Genomic DNA, 17,701 nt, shown 5'->3' on the forward strand with positions numbered 1-17,701 from the left:
CTGCCTATAGCGTTTGTTGAGACTCGTCGTCTCTGCCCTTTCACTCTTCTCCTTAGTAATGCTTTATCAATTAAGGGGAAATCATGGATAACCTTCAATCTTTACTTAAAACTATCGACAGCTTTGTCTGGGGTCCACCACTACTTATCCTGCTAGTGGGAACCGGTGTCTACTTTACTTTTCGCTTAGGCTTACTTCAGTTTCGACACCTGCCGACTGCACTGAAAATGGTTTTCAGCAAAGATGATTCCAAAAAACCAGGTGATGTTTCAAGCTTCGCCGCTCTTTGTACCGCGCTTTCTGCCACCATTGGTACAGGTAACATTGTTGGTGTCGCAACCGCAATAAAACTCGGTGGTCCGGGTGCACTGTTCTGGATGTGGCTTGCTGCTCTGTTTGGAATGGCAACTAAATACGCGGAATGCTTATTGGCTGTTAAATACCGTAAAGTCGATGACAAGGGCCAGATGATTGGCGGTCCAATGTACTACCTTCAGTACGGAGTAGGCTCTCGTATGCTCGCTTCGCTCTTTGCTTTCTTCGCTTTGGGTGTCGCCTGCTTCGGTATTGGTACCTTTCCTCAGGTTAACGCGATTCTCGACGCTAGCGAGATCTCTTTTGGCATGCCGCGAGAAGCATCCGCTGTGATACTGACGCTAATAGTGGCGTTTGTTACGCTGGGTGGTATTCAGTCGATTGCCAAAGTGGCAGGAAAAGTCGTTCCAACGATGGCACTGTTCTACGTGCTGGCTTGTTTGAGCGTGATTATCATCAACAGCGATCAACTACTCAATGCTATCGAACTGGTCCTGGTGTCTGCATTCACGCAAACGGCGGCAACAGGTGGTTTCCTTGGTGCGAGCATCATGCTAGCCATCCAGTCGGGTATTGCTCGTGGTGTCTTCTCTAACGAGTCTGGTCTTGGCAGTGCCCCCATGGCAGCAGCAGCTGCGAAAACCGATTCTTGTGTGAGACAAGGTCTGATTTCAATGACGGGTACCTTCTTCGATACCATCATCATTTGTACCATGACAGGTCTTGCACTGATCCTGACTGGTGCATGGCAAAGTGACTTTGCCGGTGCAGCGATGACAACTCACGCTTTTGCTGTTGGACTAAATGCTCAAACACTGGGCCCGATTCTGGTTTCCGTTGGTTTGATCTTCTTCGCCTTCACAACCATTCTGGGTTGGAACTACTATGGTGAGCGCTGTGTCGTATTCTTGTTCGGCACCAGAGCCGTTCTGCCATACAAGGTTATCTTCCTTGCTTTGGTGGCATCAGGTGCTTTCCTACACCTAGATATGATTTGGATTATCGCCGATATCGTTAACGGCTTAATGGCGGTGCCTAACCTGATCGGTTTGATCTTGCTCCGCCATGTCGTGATTGAAGAAACGAAAGCGTATTTCTCAGCCGCGGTGGATAACGTAAAGCAGCCTCAGATGCAGAGCTAACCAATAAAAAAACGGCGGCTTAAGCCGCCGTTTTTTTATTCTTCCACCATAAGTTTCACACCTAAGCCAACCAGAACCACTCCCGTAGTTGCTTCCATCCGGCGCATAAACTTAGGGCTTTTCAGCAAATTCTTCGCTGAGTTCAAAGTGCCCGCCAAGCCACATTGCCAAATCATTGCAATCACAAAATGGATAGCCGCCATCAAGCTGGACTGCAAAAATGCCGAACCCTCTGGATTAATAAACTGAGGCAAGAATGCAAGATAGAAAACCGCTGTTTTTGGATTGAGAATATTTGACAAAAAACCTTCTCGAAGAGAGCGTTTGATGTCCAGATTATGCGTATGAGACTCCATATTCGACAGAGTTATATCCCCTTTCCAGACCTCTCTTAAAGTTGTCGCTCCCAGCCAGATGAGATAAGCGGCACCAGCCATCTTAACGGCATTAAACAACTCTGCCGACTGCGCCAAAATAGCCGAAATACCAACTGCTGAAAACGTCGCGTGGACAAACAGGCCTAAACAAATACCGAGACTCGTCGCTACGCCATCTTTCACTCCACCTCGGGAAGAATTACGCAGCACCAGTGCTGTGTCCAGCCCCGGTGTTAGCGTTAGAATGGTAATGGCGATCAGAAACGCTTCCATATTGTTAATCACATTTACTCCTTTCTATTCCTCTTCTCGAACTCATTTGGTAACCCTCTTCTATCATTAAAACGTCTTTGAATAAACCACGAGGCGGAATTCTTCTTCATGTCAATAATATTTAAATCACTAAATACTTCAATTAGTGTGATTTAAGATAAGTTTATTGCCATCAACACAACCGGATAGTACTTGGTCTGGCTAAGCGAGATTGATACACTTTCCTTCTGTTAAATAGTCATGGAAGGCGACCGATGAGCGCATTCGAAAAACTTAAAGCACATTCTAAAAAAATCTCTCATTTCAGCCATCTAGCTTCTATTTGTGGTTGGGACCAAGCGGCGGTTATGCCTAGCGGTGGTAACCAAGCTCGCTCTGAAGCTATGGCGGAGCTCTCAGTTCATATCCACGGTCTTCATACTCAGCCTCAACTGGCAGATTGGTTTGCAGAAGCCGAAGGTGAATCACTCAATACCGATGACAAGGCGACACTTCGCGAGTTGAAACGCCAGTGGCAGCAAGCCAACCTTCTCCCAGAAGAACTGGTTCAAGCAAAATCCCTCGCTGGTTCCAAATGTGAGCATGCATGGCGTACACAACGTGGTGACAATGACTGGGTTGGGTTCGAGAAGAACTGGGCTGAGGTAGTGAAACTTTCTCAGGAAGAAGCGCAAATCCGAGCAGAAGCCAACGGGCTCACTCCATACGATGCCATGCTGGATATCTACGAGCCTGGCACCAGCTCAGCTTCCCTAGATACCTTGTTTAGCAATGTGAAAAGCTGGTTGCCAGAACTTATCGATGAAGTGATTGAAAAGCAGTCTTCTGAACAGTTTATTCAACCAGAAGGTAAATTCACGACAGATAAGCAGAAAGCACTTGGTCTTGAAGTAATGAAGCTACTGCAATTCGACTTTGAGCATGGTCGTCTGGATGAGAGTGTGCACCCATTCTGTGGCGGTGTACCATCGGATGTACGCATTACGACCCGTTACGATGAAAACGAGTTCGTTCAATCGCTGATGGGCATTGTACATGAAACGGGTCACGCTCGTTATGAGCAAGGACTACCAAAACATCTTGCTGGATTACCTTCTGGTGAAGCTCGCTCTATGGGTATTCACGAGTCACAATCGCTATTTTTTGAAATGCAGGTCGGGCGCAGCGACGCCTTTATCGCTCACCTAGCAGGTTTCGCGGCCAAGCATTTCGATGGCCATAACCCAGCGCTATTCTCGCAGGAAAACTTCCACAAACTCTACACCCGCGTGAAAAAAGACTTCATTCGTGTTGATGCCGACGAGCTTACCTACCCTGCTCACGTTATTTTACGCTACGAGATTGAGCGCGATCTGATCAACGGTAAGATCAAACACACTGACGTTCCTGAACTGTGGAATGAAAAAATGCAGGCTTACCTTGGACTGTCGACCAAAGACAACTTTAAGAACGGTTGTATGCAAGACATCCACTGGACCGACGGCGCATTTGGCTACTTCCCGTCTTATACATTAGGGGCAATGTATGCCGCGCAGTTTATGGCAGCAATGAAGAAGACTGTGGATGTTGATTCAGCCATTCAATCTGGCGATTTAACGCCAATCTTTAGCTGGCTATCAGACAATATCTGGAGCAAGGGAAGCTTACTCACAACAGATGAGTTGGTGAAGCAAGCAACAGGTGACACACTCAACGCGCAATTCTTTAAAGATCACCTCAAGAACCGTTACTTGGGTTAAATACAAAGGCTGGTGAATTCACCAGCCTTTTTCATTGCGCAACCTGCCAAAAATCTGAAATCCCAGCCACACCGTGCGCACCGTAGCTTTGGGCATGTTCTACGTTATGAGTATTTTGCCCACCGAGGGCAAAGGCTGGCATGTTCGCCAATTTGGATAGCTCCGCAAAGCGCTGCCAACCAATCGGAATGGCATCAGGATGAGAGTTCGTCGATTCTACTGGAGAAATAGTAATGAAGTCACACCCCGCCTGATTCGCTAGCTCAACTTCCTGCTCATTGTGGCAGGATGCCGCCAGATATTGCGCGCCGCTGTGACGAACCGACTGAATCAAAGCCTTATCTGAGAGGTCTTTCGAGGTAAGGTGCACGCCATGAAAAGGCGCTAAGTCCGTGCCGTCGTAGGAAGCAGAATTGACCAAAACAATCCCTTTCACATAGGGGCCAATTACTTGCTTTAGAGGTGACAAACTGTGCGACTTCGCTCTGAGCTGACATAAACCGCCAGCGCTTTTCAAAGCAAGTAATTGCGCTAACTCATCCAAGCTTTTGTCATTGCTGGTAATGGCGTACTTTGTGGGTAAAAACATTGGTACTCTTTTCTCTTACAACCCCTGTGCTAAACGGCTGAAATCATACTACTTGCAGGCTTCGGTTTCACCTCCATCTGTCAATCACTATCGTAACGATGTTGCTGCAACGCCACCGACTTCCATACTCGTTAAACCACTTAGAGGAAAAATCAGCCATAGTTTGAGCATCGCTAACCTGACTTTTCATCCACACGCAGCCTTTAAGTGCTTACAGGCTCGTTATTTATTGGTTAAAAATAAAGTGGTCGGACCTCTAACATCAAAGTTTCCCTCAAACTCCGAAGATCATCAGCCCGAGATGTATTAGTATCTAAGGACATCCTCCAGCCTCACTTGAAGCTGATTCCCAGATGGCCAATGCGTTCTATATCGTTAAGTGGAGGTTCCTATGCAATTCAAACTACTGAAGCGTCTCATCAAAGACAAAATCTTTGGCAATACTTCTGACACAACTCGTGGGGTTCAGGTAGCTCAAATGGCCGATGCTCGCATGGGTGCGATGTATATGCTCGCCAGTACTGAAATTACCAAGGTAGCAAAGATTTCAAACGCACATTTTTTTAGTGCTTTTGTGGTCGGGACTGAGCCTTTCAGTGACTTTAAACAAGCAGCAGCAGGGTTACTCAGTAACACAGAAACCATGGCTAAACTGAAAAACAGTAAAGCTGCGAAGAAGATTTCGAAGGCCGCCTCTAAAGTCGCAAAAGTGACCACTTCGATGAAAAATGGCATCAAGGATCTACTGTCTGATTTTTTCCGCACTTTACTCGATAAAGTACGCCATGTTTACGGCGACTTGCTTCATGGCCTTGAATGGCTAGCTGAAGTAGGAACTTGGTTAATCAGTAAGTTTGCTGGCACATTTGCCGATATAATTCCTGGTTGGGGTCACGTAAGGAGTGCTTCTTCTCTTTATTCTGCAGTCAAAAAGTCTGTTCTAAAGTCTAAAGATCTCATCACTCAGATTTATAAAGGCCGTGGTGTCGAACTGCTGGGTGGCCATCCAAGCATTATATCCAAAGCGCTGGCGCGCCACTCTGCTACTGGCGCTCTCGGTGGCATCAAAAGTGTTGCGCTTAGCGTCGCTGGAATCGCGGGAGCAACTGCCGCAGGTATTGGCTCTATTATCAGCCTTATCATCTCTGTGTTGGAACGCATCATTAAGTTGGTCGACTTCTTTGTTCAGCGTGCTCTGCTTGACAAAGTACTCAAAAGAGCTAGAAGAGAATGGCACAACCGTAGTGCTAACGGCAGCTTGGTCAGTGATCACAAGAGGTTCTCTGAGTGGTTTCAGAACGCGGTGGTCACTACCCCGATTGTCGCTGCACTGGTTATGGGCAGCGGTTTTGTCGGCCACCCGATGAAGTTTGCGCAGTTGCTTACGCCCAAGTTGGATGCAGTGTCCCAAGGCGAGTTTGATAAAGCGGTGGTTTACATCGACAAACTTAAGGCACTCTCAACTGACTACGTTCAGGAATATGTTGGCAGCTACAAAATTGATTTTTCTAGCACTGATGGTGTCGTTAACGCTCGACTCAATGAACTCAAAAAGGGTAAAGGTATATTGGATGGACACGAATTCGCAGTGAAACCTGCCACAGTGAAACCAGCAGTAGCCTCTCGTCGTTCGTTGGCGAAAAGCAACCTTTCACTATCACAGCTTGCATCCCTGCATGGTATGCCACCGTTGGATGTGTGATTCATAAAAAGCCAAGGGATTAACCTTGGCTTTTTCAGTATTAGACCAGTTCTCCGGCACCTTGCCGAGAACGTTCACTATTCTCAACCAGAAACACTGTCGCGGTCTGCTTTAGTAATTCCCATTCCTCATCTTCAACGAAAATACCCTCTCGCCAAGAGGACTGCTGTGCATCGACGAGCTCCTTGGCGTCAACATATGTGTTGTAGCCTTGAGAAATGGCACTGACATCAAAGTCACTTACCGCTAGTTCAATCGTCATCGAGTGCTCACTTTCTATCGAACCACAGCTCTCTTCAGAGAAATACAGTTCGGGTGCAACTTGGCCTCGATTGAGCACATACAATACATTTTTGGGGTTAGTGCCATTTGACCAGTTTGCACGACACGCGATACCTTTGGCTGCCAGCTTCAACAACTCGCTGTACGCCAGCCAACGGTTATGGCACTGCTTAAGCTCAATAGTAATGCTTTTGGACTTGACCATTTTTTCAAGCGCAAAATCCAACACAGCAGGTAAGTGACACGCCACACTGCTATGGTGTAAATCCACCTCTAGAGTCTCATCAGAGCGTTGCGAAATAGACGCCGCGCAATCAGAGTCTAAACCGAGAAAACGACTGGCATTATTGAAATGACGGACACCATGTAACCCAGCCATTTGTAAATCAGCCACCATATTGGCAATAACATCCGCTTCACCACACAAACGACGTGTACCTAAAAACGCTTTATTGACTGCTGAAACCAGCTCATTGTGAGACACGATCATAATGCGAGCCCTCCTTGCAGCGTGTTCGAATGACGATTAAGAACCTCGCTTTCGGTTGGCATCAAAGGGAAAATCCAATTATCGTTGTGCTGGTCTGAGCCGATTTCGTCCAGCAAAGGCGCACCTTGAAAGAAGGTCACCCGTACCCAGCGATCTGAGCGGGGATCAAATTTCGTCGCACCAAAGAAAGACAGCTTACAGCGCAGCAAGTGCACAGGCAGTGCATCCTGGCGCAACACATTCATCTGAATGTCGCCCATCTGGCGATGTCCCAAGGTCCAGACTCGACGCGCAATAGAACGATATTGAGGATGTTGTAATAGAAACTGAGCCAGTGACATCTCACACGGCTGTTGAGAGACTGCGTTGAACAGGCGGTTGACCTGACGACCGACATCAAGCGGAAGTTCTCGGTCTTCACCGGACTCCTCCCCGCGGACCCCAAGTCTCGGTTCTTCTTTATCCTGAGAGCGATACCAAAACCAATAGTTGTTCTCTGCCAGCGAGTAATCGGCGTCAATCGCCCAGCGATATTTATCGTTTAACACACTAAGCAAGTCACCAACACTTTTCCCAGTAGCAACAGACAAAGTTTCGTCGGTGTTCATCTGCTCTTCAAAATGGTTAACCAGTTCTGGGTAAAGCTCAATCAAACAAGAAGTGACAATCTCTTGAGTTTCCAAATTGTAGGTCGTCAAACCCTCCATCACACTCTGCCAGTTGGGCTGCTGTGAGGTGATGTTCGCCAGATCTTTATGAATAAGAGTCAGCTCAGCAATCGCCTGTTGATTCAACGTATCCTGATGTGGATTGATGGTCACGACCTGCTCTAAATGTTTGATGGCTTTAATCAATAACTGATTCAATGGCCCATGCATCTCTGAATCGCATGGCTTTGCTAGAACCTGCGCCAAAGCACTTTCACGCGCCGTCATCCATTGATCAACGATACATGGGTGATTAATCAAATAAGGCGCCATTCCCAGCCCAGTGGCATTGCCGACGCCAAGATAGCGTTGCAGCCCTCGGTCTAGCTCAACTGCATTTTCACCGCCTTGCTGACGTGCAAGATAATGCACCCAATCGAGACTGAACCCACGTAGCAGGTACACAGCACACATCTGCGCACTGAAGGACAGACTGAAGTCCGGATTGTTCTCCAGTAGCTTGAAGTCCGCAATCCCAAACTTACCGTTGCCATACACGGCTGTTGTTCTGAGAATATAACCTACCTGTGCCAGCTCTTCGCCTTGTGGTTGAAGGCCTTTAGCCAGCGCCGAGACAATATGCCCAAACACTCGTACACTTTTGTTTGCTCTTGCCAGCACCAACACATTGTTTGGATTGCGCCCAGCTTCCTGAAGCGGAACATTGGTACGCAGCTGTTCAAGCAAACTCACATCAACATCGCCGTAAACCAAAGCAAACGTGACATCCCACCTTTCCGCGATGACTCTGTCATTGCGCTCTTCGTCTGCAATCTGGTCACAAAACACCACGAGATGATAAACATGGTGTGGGGTGTTAAGTCGGTAAATGACATGGCCAAACCCTTGCGGGCAAAGTTGCCAATCATGACGGCTCACCTGCCATTGTTGTCTAGCCATTTTACGAATCAGACTGCGTACAAAACTGATTCGATTTTGGTGCATAGCTCCTAGCCTTTCTGGCGCCATGACCACCTCTGCATTGCGCAGCGATGTTTCAGTGTAAGTAGAACGATGTGCATCCATTTTGCTCACCACTTGTTGTTATTGTAAGAATGGTTGGAGTGTGCGGATAATTTCCGCACACTGTTCACGTTATTTGTCGTTAATAAGTAGTCACTAGTACCCTTGTGCCTTCGCCATCTTGATCGCGATTTGTGGCGCATTCCAAAGTGATGGCAGCAGTATCAATGACACCGGAACCGCGGTGATCACAATAAAAGACTGCAATGCAGAGATTCCTCCAGCACCCAATGAAATCAGAATCAGTGCCGTTACACCCATGGCGACACCCCAAAATGTACGAACGATGGCATTAGGCTCGGTTTCGCCACTAATCACCACGCTGATGGTGTACGTCATGGAGTCACCAGTGGTGACAATGAAGATCGTCGTCAGGATAAGGAACAGTACCGACACCACCATAGGTAACGGTAGTTGTTGAGTGACCGCCAAAAGCGCGCCCGGCAGATTGAAACCTTCGAAGGCTTTACTAACACTGCCCGGCTCGGTAATTTCAAATGCCAAGCCTGTCCCACCAACAATGGTGAACCAAAAGCAGGTCGCCAGTGGTGCCACTATGCTAATGGTCGAGATTAACTGGCGGATACTGCGACCGCGAGAAATGCGCGCGATAAAGATCGCCATCATAGGTCCATAGCCAAGGAACCAGCCCCAGAAAAAGACCGTCCACCAGCTAAGCCAGCCTTCATCCCCACGATAAGTCGCCATTGGGATGAAGTTATCGAGCATGCTGCCCACACCCTGAATGTAGCCGTTGAAGATAAAGTTCGTTGGGCCAAATAGCAGAATGTAGATCATCAGAGCGATAGCCAAAATTACGTTGTAACGGCTAAGCATCTGCATTCCACGATTCAGACCACTCAGAGCAGACAAAGTATAAAGTGCGATGGCAAACAGAATAATGATCAGCTGAGTGGTAAAGCCGTCGGGAATATCAAACAATGCGTTTAACGCGTAGCTAACCTGTAGACCTAGGAAGCCAATTGGACCTATCGTCCCTGCTGCAACCGCGATGATGCAGCACGCATCAATGATCGCACCCGTATGACCTTTTAATGCACGTTCACCAAGAATCGGATAGAGAAGAATACGAGGTTTCAGCGGCAGACCTTTATCGTAATGAAGATGCATCACCACAATAGCTGTCAGGCTGCCAACAATTGCCCATGCAAGGAACCCCCAGTGCATAAAGGATTGCGAGAGTGAATTGACGGCTAACTGTTGAGGGTTATCCTGTGGGCCGTAGAGTGGTGGTGGGCTGACGTAATGAGCAATTGGCTCTGCCGCAGCCCAGAACACACCGCCACCAGCGAGTAAGGTACAGAAAATGATCGCCGTCCAGCGGAAAGTATCCATTTCGGGCTTGGTTGTGCCACCGAGTATCACCTTACCTGTTCGCCCTGCAGCGAGCCCAAGGCCAATAAGAAAGGTGAGAAGCAGTAGCAACTGCCAGTATGGACCAAACACTTTCACTGACCAGCCAAATCCTGCATTGACCAGATTAGACAGCAGCTCGCCATCATAGAGCGCTAAAGCAACAAACAAAGCGATGAACCCACCGCTATACCAGAAAGCGGGATTGCTCAGTCCAAGCTTGTCAGGCGAATTTTCATTGGCAGACGTATTGTGCTTAGCCTGTGATTTGTCAGATGCCATGTTCATTGCGGCAGCTTTCATGCTATTGGTTAAATCAGACATATGCTGACTCCAGAAGTTTTTCGGTAGTGGCCATCAGGCCAGCTACACGAGTGTATTCAACGACCCACCTTGTTTTAGTTGTAGTGGTGGGCTGCTCCATGTTTGGGTTAAGGTTTATGAAATAGGCTCAAGTCCTTCTTTCAGGAAGTTAAACCAGTTATCACCCAGTATCTGTCCCGCCTCGGACTCACTGAATCCATGGCGAATTAATCCGTTGTAGATGTTCTCCATCCCTTTACTTCCGCTAAACCACGGCAGCGCATCTGGCCAACCCGAATTGCTTGCGGAACCTTCGCCATAATCCATCGCCTTAGACCAGCGCCCATTGCGCATCCACTCCAGCACTTGTTGTGGTTGGTTAAGGCATAGATCGCTACCAATGCCAAGATGTTCAACACCGAATAGCTCAGCCGTCTTCGCCACCATCTGGCAGAAATCCTCTAGTGAACATTGGCTGCCGTTTGGCAAGTGAAATGGGTAGAGACTGAAACCAATTAGGCCACCACGCTCGGTCAGCGCTTTAATCACTGTGTTGGATTTGTTACGAAGCGCATCGTGAGCAAAGCTCGGGTTCGCATGGCTAATGCAAATCGGGCGAGAAGAAAGGTCAATCGCTTCCAGCGTCGAACGTTCTGCGCTGTGGGACATATCAATAATCATCCCCACTCGGTTCATTTCTGCGATGGCTTGCTTACCAAAGCGAGTAATGCCCGTATCGTTTGCCTCGTAGCATCCGGTCGCAAGCAAGCTTTGGTTGTTGTAGGTCAGCTGCATAATCAGCAGACCTTGGCGGCGCATCACCTCAATCAGGCCAATCTCATCGTCAATTGGCGAGCAATTTTGCGCACCAAAGAAGATGCCGACCTTGCCTTGTTGCTTAGCGGTTTCCACATCGACCATTGAGTAGATGGGCATGATGAGATCGGAGTTTTGTTCAAAACGTAAATTCCACTCAGCAAATCGGCTCAGGGTTTCACGTGCATTTTCGTGATAAACAATGGTCGCATGGACTGCGGTGATTCCACTGGCCTTGAGAGTTTGGAAATACTCTCTGTCCCAGTTGCAGTACTGCAGTCCATCAATGATGATTCGTTGTGGGTACATAACCATTCCTCAATAATTCTTAGAACCGATCTATGTCGGGCAGCGCAGCGGCTGCCCAATGCAGACTTAGTACGGACGTTGGTAAGCCGTTTTCACTACGGTGTAGAACTCTTTGGCGTATTGCCCCTGCTCACGAGGACCAAAACTAGACTCTTTACGGCCACCAAATGGAACGTGGTAGTCTGTCCCTGCAGTTGGTAGGTTGACCATCACACAGCCGGTTTGCGCTTGTTGCTTGAAGATGGCACTCGTGCGCAGGCTTTGCGTCACAATCCCGCCAGTCAGACCAAAGCGAGTATCGTTGGTGACAGCAATCGCTTCATCTAAGTCAGCAACTCGAATCACGCTCGCCATTGGCGCAAACACTTCCTCCTGATTCACTTCCCAGCTGTTTTGCGTGTTGAGGAATAACGTTGGAGACATATAGTAGCCATCATGTTTGAGGTTCAAACGCTCGCCACCAAACGCTAGCTCAGCACCGCTTTGACGTGCTTTATCAATCCACTCGAAGTTTGCCTCTAGCTGATTGCCATCAACGACAGGCCCCATAAAGATGCCCTCTTCTAACGCATGGCCTACCTTAAGTTCGCTCATGCGTTTGATCAGTGCTTCTACGTAAGCGTCATGGATCCCGTCCATAACCACTAAACGTGAAGACGCAGTACACTTCTGACCCGCACCGGAGAATGAACCCGCGATGGTTGCTTCGACTGCAATTTGAATGTCTGCATCATCGGCAACCACTAGGGCGTTTTTGCTGCCCATTTCAAGCTGGCAGCGAACAAAGTTTGGTGCTGTTGCCGCTGCCACTTTACGCCCTGTATCGACGGAGCCAGTAAAACTCACACCATTCACGTCTGTGGAATTAATCAGTGTGTTACCAACTTGAGAACCGCTACCCAATACCAAGTTAAATGTGCCTGCTGGCAACCCTTGGCGATGAATAATTTCAGTCAGTGCCACGGCACTGGCTGGCGTCAAGTTGGCAGGTTTCCAAACAACGCTGTTACCAAATGCCAGCGCTGGCGCAATCTTCCAAGCAGCGGTTGCAGTCGGGAAGTTCCAAGGAGAAATAATGGCGATAACGCCCACGGCTTCGCGAGTCACTTCAACAGAGACCCCTGGACGGACGGAGGCAGCGTTATCGCCGATCTGGCGCAACACTTCGGCAGCGAAATATTGGAAGAATTGGCCTGCACGGTAGATTTCACCGCGACCTTCAGCAAACGGCTTGCCTTCTTCACTCGACAGTAACTTTCCTAGCTCATCGCAACGGGCAATCAGTTCATCACCAATCGCTTGCAGTACCGCCTGCTTGCGCTCGATGGGTGTTTTTTCCCACTCAGGTTGAGCCTGCTTGGCCGACTGAATAGCTTGTTGAACCTGAGCTTCACTCGCCTGAGCAAAATCACCCAGACTCTCGCTGATGTCGGATGGGTTAATGTTGGCAACGGTATTGATGCCTGACTGCCATTCGCCACCAATGTAGAGCGATTTTTCGGCCTGAACGTTGTTTAATGATGTCATGATGGCTTCCTTTGTTCTTGCTGACGGCTTTACTCGCCATCAGGCTGTTATTCGTAAATAAGGGGTTACTGGGCTTGGCTCGCTGAAGCGTAAACTACAAACTCCACCAACATCTCTTCTCTTGCCAGGCCAGCAACGACCATGGCAGCGCGATTTGGGTATGGCGCGTCAAAGTACTCGGCGTAAACTTGGTTAACCGTTTTGAGGTATTCGCGGTCAGTCACGTAAATCAGCACTTGTAGGACAGAGTTCAGAGACTCGCCTGCGCATTCCAAGGTGTGCACCAAGTTGTTAAATGTCTGACGGGTTTGCGCTTCAATACCCCCTTCCACTACAGCACCAGTGGCATCAATCGGGATTTGCGCGGTGTACAGCGTGCCATTGTTAACAATCGCCCATTCCAGAGGAGCCTTTGAGGCGAACAGTGATGTTTTGACTGGGTGTTTTTGAGTGTGAGTAATCACGTGCTTTCAACCTTTTGTAACCAAATTGTTTCTCAGTAGTTAAATCTTGCACTTTGACAGACGATAAATCGAACGGTAAATTTCTTACATTCGATAAAAAAAACTTATCACTTTACTGGGACTATGGTGAATAAAGGGATGGTAAGGAGTCCAAGTTGAGCATCAAATTTCAACAATTAAAGCATTTTGTGATGGTGGTCGAAGAAGGCGGTTTTCGCGCGGCGTCACATCGCGCCAACCGCTCTCAGGCCGCATTATCCACATCAATAAAAGAGCTGGAAAAGATATTGGGACAAGCATTATTCGAAGCGGGAAACAAAGCCAAATTAACCCCATTTGGCGAAATCTGTTTGCCGAAGATCATTCAGTTTCTCAATATCTATACAGCACTAGACAATGATTTGCGTGCTGCCGCAGCCGGCCAGCAAGGGCGAGTAAAAATTGCCAGTGTACCTTCTGTTGCCGCTAAACTCATTCCCAGCGTTTTAGGTGCATTCTGCGAACAACACCCAAACGTAGAAGTCAGTTTGATTGATGACAATGCCGCAGGGGTCGAAGCGAGATTGCTCTCTGGCGAGGTTGATTTAGCGTTGGGAAACCCGTCTCATCTCGATGACGACAACATGACGTTCACGCCATTATTGTCCGATCCGATTGGTGTGGTGTGTTTGAGTGATAATCCGATTGCGACTCGCCGAGAAGGTATTGAGTGGCAAACGCTGCTCAAGCAGCCGTTTATTCGTAACGGGACCTGCACTTTACTTGATCCGACGCCTGCTCGCGCCCTAAGTCAGCAAGCACTTTACTCGGTAGAGAACATCACTTCGCTATTTTCTGTATTAGAACTTGGCATCGGTGTTACAACCCTGCCGAAATTGGCCTTCCCGACCAATGAAACCAGATTGGTGTGGATACCGCTTATCGATCCGCCATTGGAAAGACAAATCGGTATCTTCACGCTCAGCGACCGAACCATTTCTCCTCAGGCACAAGCCTTTCATAATTTATGTATCGAGTACTTGAAGTATCAAGGAGACAATAGTCAGAGGTGACTTATCTGATATAAAACCCGTAGGGTGAATACCATGTTTGTCCGCTTTGTTCACGGTTTCTCAGTTGTGATCAAAAACCGGGGATGTGATGATTTGACATACGCTGCCCTTAGTCTGTGTTGTCCGTTGACAATATTCAGGCAGGAGAAAGTGTTAACATTGTCGTAGACAAAATTGGCACCCACAACATCAAATTGTCCAAACTGACGGTACCAGTCAACGAACTGCGTGAACGGTCTACTAAGCATCAAAGAATCTATTGTAAAACACAGTATGTACTGGCAACGTTACTTCATTCATTTACTTACAGGGCATGTATGGACACACTATTTCAGCAATTGAGTTTCTCACTATCAATTACCGGTCCAATTTGCCTTATGTTGTTATTGGGGGTGTTTTTCAAACGTATTGGGTTGATAAATGACAATTTCATCGAGGTGGCTTCAAAACTGGTTTTTCAGGTTACGCTACCAACTATGTTGTTTCTGAGCATTGTGGTATCTGAACATGATTTCTCCGCCGCCAGCCGCTTTCTTGGATTCGCCGCCATAGCAAACATTGCATTTTTCATTTTCACTACGTTGTCCGTAAACCTGCTGTTTAAAACATCCCCCGATAAAGGTGTCATTACTCAAGGCGGATATCGCGCCAACACTGGTATCATTGGTATAGCCTATGTTGCCAATGCGTTTGGAGGACAAGGCATCGCACTCGCGGCCCTGTATGTCGCTATCACCACCTTTATCTACAACGTTCAAGCAGTGATATGCCTGTCTCCCAAAGGGGGCACATCACCCACCGAAGCGGCGAAAGTCATGCTAAGGACGTTAACCAAGAATCCACTAATCATTGCAATCGTGTCCGCAGTGGTCTTCAATCTGCTTTCAATACCTGTCCCTAAGGTCGCTGTCGACGCAGGTAGCTACCTAGCGAAAATGACCTTGCCACTGGCTTTGTTATGCACCGGGGGTTCACTGGATTTGAGTAAAATGAGAAAAGAAAAGGGGCCGGCATGGTTTGCCAGTTGCTACAAGCTACTCCTAGCGCCTTTGCTTGTCACCAGTGCCGCCTATTGGTATGGGTTTAGAGGAGTAGAGCTTGCGATTCTGTTTTTTATGAATGTCTCGCCCGTGGCAGCAGCAAGCTATGTCATGACCCGTTCAATGGGCGGAAACTCGGTACTGGCCGCTAATATTATTGCCATGACGACGGTTATTTCAGCCCTTACCTCTACCGCTGGAATTGTCCTACTTGTTTACATCGGGCTGATTTAAGTCCGTGATATCAGGCTGAGAAAAATGAATTTCAACAAGTCGACCTGACGCTGTTGGGGTATTGTTATAGTACCAACTGTATTGTTTGATCAATCGCTCAGTGAGCTCCAGACCCAGACCAAACCCCAGCTCTTTTTCTCCGTCACCTTGGGAAACGTTGTCATTGGTAATAATAAGTCGACTTCCAGATTGCTCGATAATCACTTCCCCCTGATAGGTATGCTGAAACGCATTGCGAACCAAATTTGTCAATATGATCCGGCACAGACTATGCGGCAATGAGTGCTGTGTAGTATCTGCTTTGATACTCACTTTGACCTCTTTTCCTAGCAATAAGTATTCGAGTTCATGACCGATCTGATTAACGAGATCACCCATAGCAAAGTCACTGAATGGCAGTGTCTTGTCTTCTTGTCGATTGAGCCACAATAGAGTTTCAGTTAGATCTGTCATTGTGTAACCTGCCCGCTCGATACGCTCCAAGACTTCAAGCTGCTTGTCCTCACCCAACTTCTTAAGGATCATCTTTTTCAGTAGCTCCGTGTTGGTACGAGTGACGGCAATCGGCGTTCTTAATTCATGGCTGGCATAGCCCAAAAAGCGCTGCTCTCGTTCAAGGCCCTCCTGCACGCAGCTCAAACTGGATCTAATGATTTCTGCCAATGTGTTTAGCTCACTGTAGTCAAATTCCGGAATCGGTTGGCTGAGCTTTTCTTTATCCAAGGATTTTGCCCAGTTTTTAAGCCCCTCAACGGGAGTTGAGACACTGCGAATAAAGGCAACAAGTATCAAAGAAAACGCGAAGATTGCAGCGATAGCAACCAAAACAATGTAGACAAACTGTGGCATCTCACCTGGAGAAAATTCATTATCAAGAAACAACACCGAAGCGTATCTGACGTCTCCTTTGTGCTCCATTTTCATGGCGAAATAGCCCTCTTTAGGCGGTTCAATAAGAGGAATACCGACGACGTTTTTGAGGACTTCATTAAGGACCAGTTCGTTTTGGTTCAGATTGTCTTGAATTGGCTGTGGTAAGTCTTGCCATCGTCTCGCAACCGTGAGGTCATTGATTTTCACAGGAGTGTTATCCGTCAATTCAACTTGGTACGCCTGCGTTCGCATGAACCCTGTCATAGCCAGATCCAAACCAGAAAAGAAGTAACTTACCGCAACACCAGACATCGCGATAATCGTCAACGAACCGGTCAATAGCATGGCAAATAAAAAGTAGAGCCGCAGACTACGTCTTATTTTCATTGAGAAGCCTCTTGTTTCAATGCAAAGCCGCGTCCAGTTATCGTATGAATCAATTTGGTTTCAAAACGGCTATCCACGGCTTTCCTCAGATTAAACATGTGCACTTTTAGGCTATTACTGTCTGGTTGTTCATCTCCCCACACACTCTGCATCAATTTTTCACGAGAAACGGTATTAGGGCTCGCCCTGACCAAAGTTTCAAGTAACTTGAAGCCAATTGGCGAGAGCTTTAATGACGTATTAGATCGGGTCGCTGTCTGAGTTTGCAGGTCCACTTCGAGATCGGATACGGAGAGCTTAGTAACTTGTCCGCTGCGTCGACGAGACAATACCTGCGCACGAATAATCAGCTCTTCCATAGCAAATGGCTTCACTAAATAGTCATCCGCTCCTTTCGAAAAGCCCGTTAACTTATCATCAAGGGTATCTTTTGCCGTCAACATCAGAACAGGCACGTCAATCCCTTGCTCTCTGAGCCTTGCACACACTTCCAGGCCATTCATTTTTGGCAAGTTCAAATCCAGAATCACGGTGTCGTACTGGCCTTGTTGAATCAAGTTGAATCCGGACAATCCATTTGCAGCGTGATCACACTGAATATCTTCCAGAGCGAGGTAGTCAACGATAGCCTTAGCTAAATCCAGATCATCTTCGACCAGTAACAGCTGCAAGTTTTCCATGGC

Annotated in this window: 15 protein-coding genes; 5 read left to right on the forward strand and 10 right to left on the reverse strand. The window is 47.7% G+C overall.

Annotated elements, in window-relative coordinates; translation table 11 throughout:
* The first annotated feature begins 83 nt into the window (after positions 1–83).
* Positions 84–1,457 carry an alanine/glycine:cation symporter family protein gene (locus TW84_RS03115; protein ID WP_045974220.1) on the forward strand — a complete coding sequence of 458 codons (1,374 nt, stop codon included), beginning with the start codon at positions 84–86 and terminating at the stop codon, positions 1,455–1,457.
* Positions 1,458–1,492: 35 nt separating this feature from the next.
* Here the strand turns inward: TW84_RS03115 and TW84_RS03120 are convergent, their stop codons facing one another.
* The gene (locus TW84_RS03120) at positions 1,493–2,107 is read right to left on the reverse strand and encodes a LysE family translocator (RefSeq protein WP_205622457.1); all 615 of its coding nucleotides are present in this window, start codon (positions 2,105–2,107) and stop codon (positions 1,493–1,495) included.
* A 254-nt stretch (positions 2,108–2,361) separates the two neighbouring features.
* On the opposite strand from TW84_RS03120, the gene TW84_RS03125 reads away from it, so the two are divergent.
* Complete coding sequence (locus TW84_RS03125) at positions 2,362–3,846, forward strand: carboxypeptidase M32 (RefSeq protein ID WP_045974222.1); 1,485 nt, start codon at positions 2,362–2,364, stop codon at positions 3,844–3,846.
* 31 nt (positions 3,847–3,877) lie between these two features.
* Here TW84_RS03125 and TW84_RS03130 read toward each other — a convergent pair whose 3' ends face one another.
* Positions 3,878–4,435 (reverse strand): thiamine phosphate synthase, encoded by a 558-nt coding sequence (locus TW84_RS03130; RefSeq protein ID WP_084720180.1) that lies wholly within the window; start codon positions 4,433–4,435, stop codon positions 3,878–3,880.
* A 391-nt stretch (positions 4,436–4,826) separates the two neighbouring features.
* On the opposite strand from TW84_RS03130, the gene TW84_RS03140 reads away from it, so the two are divergent.
* The gene (locus TW84_RS03140) at positions 4,827–6,137 is read left to right on the forward strand and encodes a hypothetical protein (protein ID WP_045974224.1); all 1,311 of its coding nucleotides are present in this window, start codon (positions 4,827–4,829) and stop codon (positions 6,135–6,137) included.
* 40 nt (positions 6,138–6,177) lie between these two features.
* Here TW84_RS03140 and TW84_RS03145 read toward each other — a convergent pair whose 3' ends face one another.
* From TW84_RS03145 to TW84_RS03170, 6 genes are all read right to left on the reverse strand, one after another.
* Positions 6,178–6,909: a DUF3726 domain-containing protein gene (locus TW84_RS03145; protein ID WP_045974225.1), complete on the reverse strand. Its 732-nt coding sequence runs from the start codon at positions 6,907–6,909 to the stop codon at positions 6,178–6,180.
* Positions 6,906–8,642 carry a hypothetical protein gene (locus tag TW84_RS03150; protein ID WP_045974226.1) on the reverse strand — a complete coding sequence of 579 codons (1,737 nt, stop codon included), beginning with the start codon at positions 8,640–8,642 and terminating at the stop codon, positions 6,906–6,908. The genes TW84_RS03145 and TW84_RS03150 overlap by 4 nt, the downstream gene beginning before the upstream one ends.
* A 93-nt stretch (positions 8,643–8,735) precedes the next feature.
* Positions 8,736–10,337: a BCCT family transporter gene (locus TW84_RS03155; RefSeq protein WP_045974227.1), complete on the reverse strand. Its 1,602-nt coding sequence runs from the start codon at positions 10,335–10,337 to the stop codon at positions 8,736–8,738.
* Positions 10,338–10,451: 114 nt separating this feature from the next.
* Positions 10,452–11,441 (reverse strand): membrane dipeptidase, encoded by a 990-nt coding sequence (locus tag TW84_RS03160; protein ID WP_045974228.1) that lies wholly within the window; start codon positions 11,439–11,441, stop codon positions 10,452–10,454.
* Positions 11,442–11,507: 66 nt separating this feature from the next.
* The gene (locus TW84_RS03165) at positions 11,508–12,968 is read right to left on the reverse strand and encodes an aldehyde dehydrogenase family protein (RefSeq protein ID WP_045974229.1); all 1,461 of its coding nucleotides are present in this window, start codon (positions 12,966–12,968) and stop codon (positions 11,508–11,510) included.
* Positions 12,969–13,033: 65 nt separating this feature from the next.
* Positions 13,034–13,432 (reverse strand): RidA family protein, encoded by a 399-nt coding sequence (locus TW84_RS03170; RefSeq protein WP_045974230.1) that lies wholly within the window; start codon positions 13,430–13,432, stop codon positions 13,034–13,036.
* 155 nt (positions 13,433–13,587) lie between these two features.
* Between TW84_RS03170 and TW84_RS03175 the strand changes: the two genes are divergently transcribed.
* Together TW84_RS03175 and TW84_RS03180 are read left to right on the forward strand one after the other, a co-directional pair.
* Complete coding sequence (locus tag TW84_RS03175; protein WP_045974231.1) at positions 13,588–14,484, forward strand: LysR family transcriptional regulator; 897 nt, start codon at positions 13,588–13,590, stop codon at positions 14,482–14,484.
* A 317-nt stretch (positions 14,485–14,801) separates the two neighbouring features.
* The gene (locus tag TW84_RS03180) at positions 14,802–15,758 is read left to right on the forward strand and encodes an AEC family transporter (protein ID WP_045974275.1); all 957 of its coding nucleotides are present in this window, start codon (positions 14,802–14,804) and stop codon (positions 15,756–15,758) included.
* Here the strand turns inward: TW84_RS03180 and TW84_RS03185 are convergent.
* Both TW84_RS03185 and TW84_RS03190 read right to left on the reverse strand, forming a co-directional pair.
* Positions 15,732–17,018, reverse strand: a complete 1,287-nt coding sequence (locus tag TW84_RS03185) for a sensor histidine kinase (RefSeq protein ID WP_045974232.1) — start codon at positions 17,016–17,018, stop codon at positions 15,732–15,734. The genes TW84_RS03180 and TW84_RS03185 overlap by 27 nt on opposite strands.
* The gene (locus TW84_RS03190) at positions 17,015–17,698 is read right to left on the reverse strand and encodes a response regulator transcription factor (protein ID WP_045974233.1); all 684 of its coding nucleotides are present in this window, start codon (positions 17,696–17,698) and stop codon (positions 17,015–17,017) included. The genes TW84_RS03185 and TW84_RS03190 overlap by 4 nt, the downstream gene beginning before the upstream one ends.
* Between the last annotated feature and the right edge of the window lie 3 nt (positions 17,699–17,701).

It is taken from the genome of Vibrio neptunius, assembly GCF_000967495.1.
GTDB lineage: Bacteria > Pseudomonadota > Gammaproteobacteria > Enterobacterales > Vibrionaceae > Vibrio > Vibrio neptunius.